This window comes from Pseudomonas sp. AAC (genome assembly GCF_000725445.1).
GTDB lineage: Bacteria > Pseudomonadota > Gammaproteobacteria > Pseudomonadales > Pseudomonadaceae > Pseudomonas > Pseudomonas citronellolis.
Genome location: NZ_KL647096.1, coordinates 518,120 through 529,956, shown reverse-complemented (window position 1 = coordinate 529,956; position 11,837 = coordinate 518,120). Strand labels below are relative to the sequence as shown.

Annotated in this window: 10 protein-coding genes; 6 read left to right on the top strand and 4 right to left on the bottom strand. The window is 68.0% G+C overall.

Annotated elements, in window-relative coordinates:
• Positions 1–12 precede the first annotated feature (12 nt).
• Together choW and choV are read left to right on the top strand one after the other, a co-directional pair.
• Positions 13–852, top strand: a complete 840-nt coding sequence (gene choW / locus FG99_RS12190; RefSeq protein WP_009614795.1) for a choline ABC transporter permease subunit — start codon at positions 13–15, stop codon at positions 850–852.
• A 6-nt stretch (positions 853–858) separates the two neighbouring features.
• Positions 859–2,037: a choline ABC transporter ATP-binding protein gene (choV, locus tag FG99_RS12185; protein WP_009614797.1), complete on the top strand. Its 1,179-nt coding sequence runs from the start codon at positions 859–861 to the stop codon at positions 2,035–2,037.
• 169 nt (positions 2,038–2,206) lie between these two features.
• On the opposite strand, the gene FG99_RS12180 is transcribed toward choV, so the two are convergent.
• The 4 genes from FG99_RS12180 to FG99_RS12165 form a co-directional block, all read right to left on the bottom strand.
• Complete coding sequence (locus FG99_RS12180; RefSeq protein ID WP_043269875.1) at positions 2,207–3,214, bottom strand: alpha/beta fold hydrolase; 1,008 nt, start codon at positions 3,212–3,214, stop codon at positions 2,207–2,209.
• A 277-nt stretch (positions 3,215–3,491) separates the two neighbouring features.
• Positions 3,492–4,352: a helix-turn-helix transcriptional regulator gene (locus tag FG99_RS12175; RefSeq protein WP_043270332.1), complete on the bottom strand. Its 861-nt coding sequence runs from the start codon at positions 4,350–4,352 to the stop codon at positions 3,492–3,494.
• A 53-nt stretch (positions 4,353–4,405) separates the two neighbouring features.
• Entirely contained in the window at positions 4,406–5,824 is a 1,419-nt protein-coding gene (locus FG99_RS12170) for an aminotransferase (protein ID WP_043269873.1), read from the bottom strand.
• Between the two features lie 231 nt (positions 5,825–6,055).
• On the bottom strand, positions 6,056–7,159 hold the full coding sequence (locus FG99_RS12165; protein WP_043269871.1) for a polyamine ABC transporter substrate-binding protein: 1,104 nt from the start codon (positions 7,157–7,159) through the stop codon (positions 6,056–6,058).
• 158 nt (positions 7,160–7,317) lie between these two features.
• On the opposite strand from FG99_RS12165, the gene FG99_RS12160 reads away from it, so the two are divergent.
• From FG99_RS12160 to FG99_RS12145, 4 genes are all read left to right on the top strand, one after another.
• Positions 7,318–7,965 carry a TetR family transcriptional regulator C-terminal domain-containing protein gene (locus tag FG99_RS12160; protein WP_043269869.1) on the top strand — a complete coding sequence of 216 codons (648 nt, stop codon included), beginning with the start codon at positions 7,318–7,320 and terminating at the stop codon, positions 7,963–7,965.
• A gap of 110 nt (positions 7,966–8,075) precedes the next feature.
• Positions 8,076–8,816: a response regulator gene (locus FG99_RS12155; RefSeq protein WP_141766263.1), complete on the top strand. Its 741-nt coding sequence runs from the start codon at positions 8,076–8,078 to the stop codon at positions 8,814–8,816.
• Complete coding sequence (locus tag FG99_RS12150; protein ID WP_371263866.1) at positions 8,813–9,601, top strand: substrate-binding periplasmic protein; 789 nt, start codon at positions 8,813–8,815, stop codon at positions 9,599–9,601. The genes FG99_RS12155 and FG99_RS12150 overlap by 4 nt, the downstream gene beginning before the upstream one ends.
• Complete coding sequence (locus FG99_RS12145; RefSeq protein ID WP_081884611.1) at positions 9,598–11,799, top strand: ATP-binding protein; 2,202 nt, start codon at positions 9,598–9,600, stop codon at positions 11,797–11,799. The genes FG99_RS12150 and FG99_RS12145 overlap by 4 nt, the downstream gene beginning before the upstream one ends.
• Positions 11,800–11,837 lie beyond the last annotated feature (38 nt).

The window sequence follows — 11,837 nt, the reverse complement described above, 5'->3', positions numbered from 1 at the left end:
TGGGCCCGCACTATGTTTCTGACTGAACACAAGATCCCCCTCGGTGAGCACATCGCCGCCTTCGTCGACTGGCTCACCCGCCATGGTTCGGCGGTCTTCGACAAGATCTCGGATGTCCTCGAGTTCCTCATCCACGGTGTCACCGGCGGGTTGCTGTGGTTCCACCCGCTGCTGCTCACCGCCATCATGGTGGGCCTGGTGCACTTCATCCAGCGCAGCATCGGCCTGACGCTGTTCGCTCTGGCCTCGCTGCTGCTGATCCTCAACCTGGGCTACTGGCAGGAAACCATGGAGACCCTGGCCCAGGTCATCTTCGCCACCCTGGTGTGCGTCGCCATCGGCGTGCCCCTGGGCATCCTCGCGGCGCACAAGCCCTGGTTCTACACCGCCCTGCGCCCGCTGCTGGACCTGATGCAGACGGTGCCCACCTTCGTCTACCTGATCCCCACCCTGACGCTGTTCGGCCTGGGTGTGGTGCCGGGCCTGATCTCCACGGTGATCTTCGCCATCGCCGCGCCCATCCGCCTGACCTGCCTGGGCATCCAGGACGTGCCGGCGGAACTGATGGACGCCGGCAAGGCCTTCGGCTGCTCGCGTTGGCAGCTGCTGACCCGAATCGAACTGCCGCACGCCATGCCCAGCATCGGCGCCGGCATCACCCAGTGCATCATGCTGTCGCTGTCGATGGTGGTGATTTCCGCGCTGGTAGGCGCCGACGGCCTCGGCAAGCCGGTGGTGAACGCGCTGAACACCGCGGACATCTCCCTGGGCTTCGAGGCCGGCCTGGCCATCGTCCTGCTCGCCATCCTGCTCGACCGGGTGTGCAAGCAACGCTCGCTGCGGGGGAGGTAAGCAACCATGGCTGCGATTGAATTCAAGAACGTCGATGTGATCTTCGGCAAGAACACCAAGGAAGCCCTGCGCCTGCTCGACGAAGGCCTGGGCCGCCAGGAAATCCTCAAGCGCACCGGCCAGGTGCTGGGCGTGGAGGACGCCAACCTGGACGTCGAGCGCGGCGAGATCTGCGTGATGATGGGCCTGTCCGGCTCGGGCAAGTCGAGCCTGCTGCGCTGCATCAACGGCCTCAACACGGTCAGCCGCGGCAAGCTGCTGATCGAGCACGAAGGCCAGCAGGTGGACGTCGCCAACTGCTCGCCGGCGACGCTCAAGACCATGCGCACCAAGCGCATCGCCATGGTGTTCCAGAAGTTCGCCCTGATGCCCTGGCTGACCGTGGCCGAGAACATCGGCTTCGGCCTGGAGATGCAGGGCCGCCCGGCCGCCGAACGCAAGAAGGTGATCGACGAGAAGCTCGAACTGGTGGGCCTGTCGCAGTGGCGCGACAAGCGCCCGGACGAACTCTCCGGCGGCATGCAGCAGCGCGTCGGCCTGGCCCGCGCGCTGGCCATGGACGGCGACATCCTGCTGATGGACGAACCCTTCTCGGCACTGGACCCGCTGATCCGCCAGCAGCTGCAGGACGAACTGCTGGTGCTGCAACGGCAACTGCACAAGACCATCGTCTTCGTCAGCCACGACCTCGACGAGGCGCTGAAGATCGGCTCGCGCATCGCCATCATGAAGGACGGCCGCATCATCCAGCACAGCAAGCCCGAGGAGATCGTGCTGAACCCGGCGGACGACTACGTGCGCACCTTCGTCGCCCACACCAACCCGCTCAACGTGCTGTGCGGCTCCAGCCTGATGCGCGGCCTGGACCAGTGCCGCCGGCAGGACGGCGAGGTGTGCTTCGACCAGGGCCGCGACTGCTGGATCGGCCTCACCGAGACCAACCAGATCAAGACCGCGCGCCAGGGCAGCAACATCATCGACCTGCAGCAATGGCGCCCGGGCGACCCGGTGGAGAAGCTCAAGCACGAGCCGACCCTGGTGGACGTCAGCATCCGCATGCGCGACGCGCTGCAGATTCGCTACCAGACCGGCCACAAGCTGGTCCTGCAGGAGCAGAGCCGCGTGGTCGGCGTGCTCGGCGACAGCGAGCTGTACCACGCGCTGCTGGGCAAGAACCTGGGCTGACGGAGCCGAGGCAACGAAAACGCCGGGCAGATGCCCGGCGTTTTCGTTTTGCGCGGAGTTTCTCCTGCACTTCGTAGGATGGGTTGAGCGAAGCGATACCCATCGCCACGACCGCATGGGTTTCGCAGGCTCAACCCATCCTACGAAGCGCCCATCGGTGCGGCCATTCTCAATGCTTGAGCTCGGCCAGCCCCTTGAGCAGCGCCGCGTGGAAGGCCTGCGGGTCCTGGATCTGCGGCGCGTGGCCGAGCTTGTCGAACTCCACCAGGGTGGCGTGGGGGATGGCCTGGGCGGTGCGCTTGCCCAGCTCGGCGTAGTTGCCCAGCTTGGCGCGCAGCGGCTCGGGGGCCACGTCCTTGCCGATCGCGGTGTTGTCCTGGGTGCCGATCATCAGCAGGGTGGGCGCCTGGATCTGGCCGAACTCGTAGACCACCGGCTGGGTGAAGATCATGTCGTACTGCAGCGCCGAGTTCCACGCCACGCGCTCGTGGCCGGAGCCGTTGTACAGGCCGGCGAGCATGTTCACCCACTTGTCGTACTCCGGCTTCCACTGGCCGGCGTAGTAGGTGGCCTGCTCGTACTTGCGGATGCTTTCCGCGCTGGTCTTCAGCTCGCGCTCGTACCACTGGTCCGGGGTGCGGTAGGGCACGCCCAGGGCCTTCCAGTCCTCAAGGCCGATGGGGTTGACCAGCACCAGCTGCTCGACCTGCTGCGGGTACATCAGCGCGTAGCGCGCGGCGAGCATGCCGCCGGTGGAGTGGCCGAGCATGGTCACCTTGTGCAGCCTGAGCTTGTCCAGCAGGGCGTGGGTGTTGCTGGCCAGTTGCTGGAAGCTGTACTGGTAGTGCTCCGGCTTGGTCGACTTGCAGAAGCCGATCTGGTCCGGCGCCACCACCCGGTAGCCGGCGGCGCTGAGGGCGGCGATGCTCGCCTCCCAGGTGCCGGCGCAGAAGTTCTTGCCGTGCAGCAGCACCACCGCGCGGCCGTTGGGCTTGGCCGGCTTCACGTCGATGTAGGCCATGTGCACGTGCTTGCCCTGGGAGGCGAAGCTGAAGTGTCCCACCGGGTAGGCGTAGTTGAAGCGTTCCAGTTCGGGACCGTAGTTCGGCCGGGTTTCGGCGGCCTGCAGCGGCAGGGCGGCGGCCAGCAGCAGGGCGGGGAGCCAGCGTCGGAACATGGGGTTTCCTCGGGAGGGCGGGGGAATGCTCTAGCATGCCTGGGGAGGCTTGAGGCTCACAAGGGCGTAGGGTGGATAACCGTTCGCGGTTGTCCGCCGTTTGACCGGGGTTGCGTAACGCTGCGAAGTGGAGCACGCAGTCACGGCGATGGGTATCGCTGCGCTCAACGCCATCCTACGAGAAGCAGTGCCTATCCGTATTGTAGGAGCGGGCCCTGCCCGCGAATCGCGCGCAGGGCGCGCTCCTACAGGTGACTCCGTTCGCGATGGCGGCGTTTCAGGCCGGCCCGTCGCGGGTCAGCCAGTCGATGAACAGCGAGAACAGCTCCGCCTGGGAGTTGATCTCCAGCTTGGTGTAGAGGTGCTTGCGGTGCATGCGCACTGTCTCCGGCGAGATGTCCAGCACCCGCGCGCTGGACTTCACCGAGTGGCCGCGCAGCAGCAGGTGGGCGATTTCCCGTTCGCGCTCGGTCAGGCAGTCGCCGCCGAAGTTCATGAAGGCTTCGCGGATGTGCCGGTTCAGCGCCGCCGCCGGTTGCGCGCCGGCGTCGCCGCCGGCCAGCAGCAGGTCGAGGCCGCCGCGGCTCTCGAACTGCCGGCACAGCTCGCGCACCAGCGGCAGCGCGGCGCGCAGCAGTTCGGTCTGTTCCTCGCTGAAGCGCGCGCCGCTGCGGCCCTGGTACACGCACAGGGAAAGCTTGCGCTGGGCGTCGAGGTCGACGATGTAGTGGCTGTCTTCCACCGAGCCGCACTTGAGGTAGTAGGTCTTGTAGTACTCGCTGGCGAAGAAGTCGTCCGGGGCGATTTCCGCCAGCGGGTAGAAGCCCTCGGCCAGGCCGCCTTCCATGGCCAGGCAGAAGGGGTCGAGCAGGTAGCCGCGGGCGTAGTAGCGCTCGGTCAGCGGCTCGCGGTATTGCGCGGGGATGCCGTGCTGGAACAGGTGGCGCGGCGGCTGGCCCTTGCGCTCCAGGCCGAACAGCGAGGACTCGATGGGCACCAGCGCGCCGAGTGCCTCCACCAGCCGCGCCGGGAATTCCGCCGTGGCCACCGCCGCCATGGCGCGCGCCAGCCCCGCATGCCAGGCATGCAAGGCCGGGCTGTTGGGTGGGGTGTCGAGTGGGGTGGCCGGTGTGCTCATGGTCGGCAGCATACGACCGCCGCCGACCAGGTGCAAAGCGCCGCGTCCGCGCATCAGTGCCCCGCGTAGTCGCCGCTGCGCTTGAGGTCCTCGGCGGTTTCGAGAATCGCCTCGCGCAGGCTGTCGACCACCTCGTCGACCTGCTCGCGGGTGATGGTCAGCGGCGGCGACATCACGTTCAGGTGCACGATGGGGCGCACCAGCAGGCCGCGCTTCTGCGCGCGCAGGTGGATCTTCTCGCCGATGTTCAGCTCCTCGGGGAACAGCGTCTTGCTGCGCTTGTCGGCGACGAACTCGACGCAGGCCATCAGCTTCTGGCAGCGCACGTCGCCCACCAGCGGCAGCTCGGCCAGCTCCTTCAGGCGCTGCTCCAGGTAGGCGCCGACGTCCCTGACGTGCTCCAGCAGGTTCTCGCGCTGGATGATCTCGATGTTCTTCAGCGCCGAGATGCAGCTCACCGGGTGCCCGCTGTAGGTGAAGCCGTGGCTGAAGCAGCGGCCCTGGTTCGGCTCGGCGATCACCTTCCAGATGCGCTCCGAGAAGATGCACGCGCCCAGCGGCAGGTAGCCGGAGGTCAGGCCCTTGGCGGTGGTGATGATGTCCGGCTGCATGCCGAACACGTCCTCGGAGGCGAAGAACGCGCCCAGGCGGCCGAAGGAGGTCACCACCTCGTCGGCGACGTAGAGCACATCGTATTTCTGGCACACCTCCCACATGCGCTTGTGGTAGCCCTTGGGCGGGATGATCACGCCGCCCGAGCCCATGATCGGCTCGGCGAAGAAGGCCGCCACGTTGTCGGTGCCCAGTTCCAGGATCTTGTCTTCGAATTCCTTGACCAGGAATTCCAGGAAATCGCCCTCGGTCATGCCCGCCGGCGCGCGGTAGGGATTGGGGCAGGAAATGTGGTGGATGAAGTCCTTGAGGAAGTCGAACTCGGCCGGGTGGTCGGCCACCTTGCCGCCGAGCGACATGGTCAGGAAGGTCGAGCCGTGGTAGGCGTTGACGCGGCTGATGATGTGCTTCTTGGCGTGCTTGCCGCGGCAGTTCTGGTAGTACTGGATCAGCCGGTAGGCGGTGTCCACGGCGGTGGAGCCTCCGGTGGTGAGGAACACGTGGTCGAGGTCGCCCGGGGCCAGTTCGGCGAGCTTCTCGCAGAGCTGGATGGCGGTGACGTTGGCCATGTCGCAGAAGGGGTTGGAGTAGGCCAGCTGGCGCACCTGCTCGGCGATGGCCTCGGCCATTTCCTCGCGGCCCAGGCCGATGTTGGTGCACCACATGCCGCCCACGGCGTCCAGGTAGCGGTTGCCCTTGGTGTCGTAGATGTAGGCGCCCTGGCCTGCGGCGATGTTCAGCGCGCCGTTCTCGCGGTGGTCGTCGAACACGTGGTAGCCGTGCACGTAGTGGGCCTTGTCGGCGGCGACCAGCTTTTCGTCATCGAACTGGGCGAAGAAGGCGGCGGATGGGGTGGTCATGGCAGTACCTCGATAGTGCGGTTTCATCTCGTTAATTCCGTTTCCCTCTCCCTGACCCGCTCCCTGAAGGGCGGGGGGACCGTTCGGAGTGTTCGGCAACTGCGAAACTCCTTGTTGGTCGGGCAGCATCTCCAGCTATCAGGACAACACCTTGCTAGCCGCGCACTGCGGACTGCCCCCTCTCCCTTCAGGGAGAGGGCTGGGGAGAGGGGGCTCTTGAAAGTCAGCTCATCAGGTCCCCGTCTTCACCGCATTCCACGTCCGGGTGATCAGCCGCGTGGCCTTGGGCCCCTGGACCTTCTGGGTGAACAGCCGCGAACGCGTCTCGGCATCCGGGTAGATCGCCGGATCGTCACGCACCTCGGCGGCCAGCAGCGGCTTGGCCGCGCCATTGCTGGTGGCGTAGCGGATGTAGTCGCTGACGTCGGCGGCAACCTTCGGCTGCAGCATGTACTCGATGAACTTGTGGGCGTTGGCCACGTGCGGCGCGTCGGCCGGGATGTAGAAGTCGTCGAACCAGATCAGCGAGCCTTCCCTGGGCACGAAGTAGCCCAGCTTGACCTTGGCCCCGGCCTCGTCGGCGCGGGCCTGGGCGGTGGCGTAGTCGCCGGACCAGGTCATGGCCATGCACTGGTCGCCGTTGGCCAGGCCGTTGAGGTAGCTGGTGGAGTCGAACTTGCGGATGTACGGGCGGATCGACTGCAGCAGGTCCTGGGCGGCCTTGAGGTCCTCGGGGTTGGCGCTGTTCGGGTCGCGCTTGAGGTAGGCCAGGGCCAGCGGGATGACGTCGGTGGGCGAGTCGATGATGGTCACCCCGCAGTCGGCGAATTTCGACACCACCTTGGGATCGAACAGCATCGCCAGCGAACCGATGGGCGCGTCGGGCATGCGCTGCCTGATCTTCTCGATGTTGTAGGTGATGCCGTTGCTGCCCCAGGTGTAGGGCGCTGAGTACTGCACGCCCGGGTCGTAGTGCTCCAGGTGCTTGAGCACCTCGGCGTCGAGGTTGCTCCAGCTGGGCAGCCTGCTCTTGTCCAGCGGTTGGAACACCCCGGCCTTGAGCAGCGGCGGCACCAGCGCGGCGTTGAGCACCACCAGGTCGTAGCCGGAGCGGCCGGGCAGCAGCTTGCCCTGCACCGTCTCGTAGGAGTCGAAGGTGTCGTAGACCACCTTGATCCCGGTGGCTTTCTCGAAGTCGGCGATGGTGTGCTCGCCGATGTAGTCGGTCCAGTTGTACAGCCTCAGCGTTTTGGCGCCGTCGGCGTCCGCGGCCTGGCCGAGCAAGGGGCTCAGCAGCAGGGCCGTGCCCAGGATCGCTGCGCAGGATTTGTACATGTCACTCCCACCTGTGGTTGTTGTTCGAGGGTCGTGTCGGCTGTGGCCACTGTCCGCCGCCGGCCGTCGCCGGGCCATTCCCCGAATGGGTGGGTGGGGCTGGTATGCTGTTGCACATTCGTTCAGATTGGCGGCCTCGGACACAGGAGCGGCAGGCGATGAACCAGGCAGTGCGCTTTTCCCGGCTGGAACCCGAACAGCGCAAGGCGCTGCTGATCGAGGCCACCCTGGCGTGCCTGAAGCAGCACGGCTTCCAGGGCGCGTCGATCCGCAAGATCTGCGCCGAGGCCGGGGTTTCGGTGGGGCTGATCAACCACCACTACGCGGGCAAGGACGAGCTGGTGGCCGAGGCCTATCTGACGGTCACCGGGCGCGTCATGCAGTTGCTGCGCGAAGCCATCGACCAGGCCGCGCCGGACCCTCGCGCGCGCCTGTCGGCGTTCTTCCGTGCTTCCTTCAGCGCCGAACTGCTCGACCCGCAGCTGCTCGATGCCTGGCTGGCGTTCTGGGGCGCGGTGAAGACCGCCGAGGCGATCAACCGCGCCCACGACCATTCCTACGGCGAGTACCGCGCCCTGCTGGCCCAGGCGCTGAACCAACTGGCCGAAGAGGAAGGCTGGGCCGACTTCGACGCCGACCTCGCCGCCATCGCCTTGTCCGCCATGCTCGACGGCCTGTGGCTGGAATCCGGGCTGAACCCCAATACCTTCAGCCCCGAGCAGGGCATCCAGGTCTGCGAAGCCTGGGTCGACGGCCTGCAGGCCGGCGGGCGGCAGCGCTTCAGCCGTCGGCCGTCGGACTGTTGATCGGCCGTTCAGCAATCGCTACTCTGCGCTGGCCCCTGGGAAATTTCCCACGGGCGTCCATCTTCTAATAAGAAATCCGCCGCGACCTCGCCGGCGGCCGCAGCAGGGTACTGGCGATGGCTCCCCGTGTACTGATCGTCGATGACGATCCGCTGATCCACGAACTCCTCCAGTCCTACCTCGCCGGGGAGGGCTACGAGGTGGCCTGCGCCAGCACCGCCGAACAGGCCGAGGCCAGCCTGGCCGAAGCCGAGCAGGGCGGCCCGCCCTTCGACCTGGTGCTGCTGGACATCCGCCTGCCCGGCAAGGACGGCCTGACCCTCACCCGCGAACTGCGCGTGCGCTCGGAGGTGGGCATCATCCTGATCACCGGGCGCAACGACGACATCGACCGCATCGTCGGCCTGGAATGCGGCGCCGACGACTACGTGATCAAGCCGCCGAACCCGCGCGAGCTGGTATCGCGGGCGAAGAACCTGATCCGCCGCGTGCGCCACGCCCGCGCCCCGGCCGCGGCCACGCCGGTGCGCCAGCCGCTGAAGCGCTTCGCCCAGTGGCGCCTGGACCCGGACCGCCGGCGCCTGGTCGACCGCGACGGCGGCGAAACCCTGCTCACCCACGGCGAGTTCCAGCTGCTCAGCGTGTTCCTGCGCAACAGCGGCCACACCCTCAGCCGCGACCAACTGATGGACCAGATCCGCAACCGCGAGTGGCTGCCCAACGACCGCTCCATCGACGTGCTGGTCGGCCGCCTGCGCCGCAAGCTGCGCGACGATCCGGCCGAACCCGAGCTGATCATCACCATCCACGGCGCCGGCTACCTGTTCACCGCCGCCCCCAGCGACGCCTGAACGTGCGCTGGCTGGCCCTGCTCGCCCTGGCGCTGCTCGCTCTGGCCCGGGGTGGCCTGGCGCTGGCCGCCGAGCGCGTGCGTTACTGCGACTATCCGGTGTACCCGCCGGTGTCCTGGAGCGACGGCCATGAAGTGCGCGGGCTGGCGCCACAGGTGGTGAAGCGCGTGCTCGGCGGGCTCGGCTACGACGTGCAGGTGGTGGTGCTTGGCAACTGGAAACGCTGCCTGCTGGATGCCGCCGCCGGGCGCGTCGACGTGGTGCTGGCCTACCGCACGGCGCAGCGCGACCAGGGCCTGGCCTTCGCCGAGGCGCCGGTGCTGCGCGAGGAGGTGGCGCTGTTCTACAACCGCCGCAAGCCGGTGCGCTTCCAGACGCTGGACGACCTTTCCCGCTACCGCGGCGGCCTGCTGTTCGGCGAGAGCTACGGCGCCGCGTTCGACCGCTTCGTCGCCAGCCACGACAACATCGAGTACGTCTCCGACAGCACGCAGAACTTCGGCAAACTGGTCCGCCAGCGCATCGACTTCATCCCCTACGAACGGCGCACCGGGCGGCTGCTGGTCGAGCGCCTGCCCGGCGGCGCGGACATAGTGGACGCGCCGCAACCGATCACCGTCGACTACCTGCGCCTGGCGGTGTCGCGGCATTCGCCGTTGCAGGCGCACCTGGGCGAGATCGACAAGGCCCTGCAACGCCTGCAGGCCGACGGCAGCCTGGCGCGCTGGCTGGACGAAAGCGAGCGCGACTACCGCGCCATGCTCGCCGCCGGGGCGCAACCATGAGGGCCCTGCGCGCCCCCGGCCCGCTGGCGCGGCGCCTGCTGCTGCGGGTGCTGGGCTTCAGCCTGTGCTTCACCCTGCTGGCCGGCGCGCTGCAGCTGTACCTGGAATACCGCCGCGAGATGCGCGACATCGAAACCCGCCTGGAGCTGATCCGCAGCGGCTACCTGGCCAGCTTCGAGCGCAGCCTGTGGGACCTCAACCAGGCCCAGCTCAACGTGCAGCTGCACGGCCTGGTGGACTTCCCCGACATCGCCTGGGCGAGCCTCGCCAGCGCCGACTTCAACCTGATCCAGGGCGACATCCAGGCTCCCGGCCCGCTGCGCGTCGAGCACTTCCCGCTCAGCTACCAGCCGCCGGACGGCGAACTGCGCGCCCTCGGCGAGCTGGCCGTGGCCATCGACCAGGGCGCCGTGTACCGCCGCCTGTGGCACGGCGGGCTGAGCAACCTGCTGTGGATGGGCCTGTTCCTCTGCGGCCTGGCGGTGGCCCTGAGCTGGCTGTTCCACAAGTTGGTGACGCGCCACCTGGAGCGCATGGCCGAGTTCGCCGGGCGCATGGCCGGCGGCGACCTGCAGCAGCCGCTGCGCCTGGACAAGCGCATCCGCGCCGAGGCCGACGAACTCGACACCGTGGCCCATTCCCTGGACGACATGCGCCAGGCCCTGCGCGAAGAGCGCGACGAACTGCAGCGCCAGGTCGAGCGGCGCACCGCCAGCCTGCGCCGGGCCAAGGACGAGGCCGAGGCGGCCAACGAGGCGAAGAGCCGCTTCCTGGCCACCATGAGCCACGAAATCCGCACCCCGCTCAACGGCATCCTCGGCATGGCCGAACTGCTGCGCGACGCGCCCCTGGGCGAGCTGGAACGCAAGCGCCTGCACGCCCTGCACAAGGCCGGCGAGGGCCTGTTGGCAGTGCTCAACGAAGTGCTGCACTTCGCCAAGCTGGAGGACGGCGCCAGCCTGCCGGAGCCGGTGGACTTCGACCTCGGCGAACTGCTCGACGAAGTGCTGACGCTGCTGGAGCCCCGCGCGGCGGCCAATGCCACGCGCCTGTCGCTGCACCTGGACGACGATGTGCGCCGCCGTTGCCGCGGCGCCGGGCAGTTCCTCCGCCAGGTGCTGAGCAACCTGGTGGCCAACGCGGTGAAGTTCACCGAGGGCGGCGAAGTGCGCGTGGAGGTGGAACTGCTGGCGCAGCAGGGCGAAGGCCAGCGCCTGCGCTTCGCCGTGGTCGACGACGGCATCGGCATTCCCGAGGCGGTGCAGGCGCGCATCTTCGAACGCTTCACCCAGGCCAGCGAGGAAGTCACCCGCCGCTACGGCGGCAGCGGCCTGGGCCTGGCCATCAGCAAGCGCCTGGTGGAAGCCATGGGCGGGCGCATCGGCGTGCGCAGCCGGGAAGGGCAGGGCAGCACCTTCTGGTTCGAGGTCGAGCTGCAAGCCGCGCTGGCTCCCGTGGTGGAACCGCAGGCGGCCCCGCGCAGCGAACGTGCCCTGAGCGTGCTGCTGGTGGAGGACGTGCCGCTCAATCGCGAAGTGGCCCAGGGGCTGCTGGAGCGCGACGGTCACGCCGTGCGCCTGGCCGAGGATGCCGAACCGGCGCTGGTCGCCTGTCGCGAGCAGGCCTTCGACCTGATCCTGCTGGACATGCACCTGCCGGGCCTGGGCGGTATCGAGTTGTGCCGGGCGATCCGTGGCCAGGAGGGCGGGCGCAACCGGGAAACGCCGATCCTCGCCTTCACCGCCAGCGTGCAGCCGGCGCTGGTGCGCACCTACTTCGAAGCCGGCATGCAAGGCGTGCTGGCCAAGCCGTTGCGGGTCGACGACCTGCGCCGTGCGCTGGCCAACCTGCACGCGCCTTTGGCCGGGCGCGAGGTGGATGGGGTGATCGACGAGCAGGTGCTGGCGACCCACCGTGAACTGCTGGGCGAGCACCGGGTGAAGGAACTGCTCGGCGTGCTGCGCGACCTGCTGGCGCAACAGCTGCCGCTGCTGCACGAAGCCATCCGCGCCGGCGACGCCAGCGAGGCCGCCGGGCTGGCCCACCGCCTGGCGGGCAGTTGCCACTCGATGGGCCTGCGCGGGCTCGGCGAATGCCTGCACGGCTTGGAAGAAGCGGCGCTGGCCGGCGAGCCCCTGCAAGCCTGGGCCGAAAGGCTCGACACGCAACTCCACGCCGCCAGGACGCACCTCCTGTAATTGGATGGACTCACCCTCACCGAGGCGTCGAGGCGCCA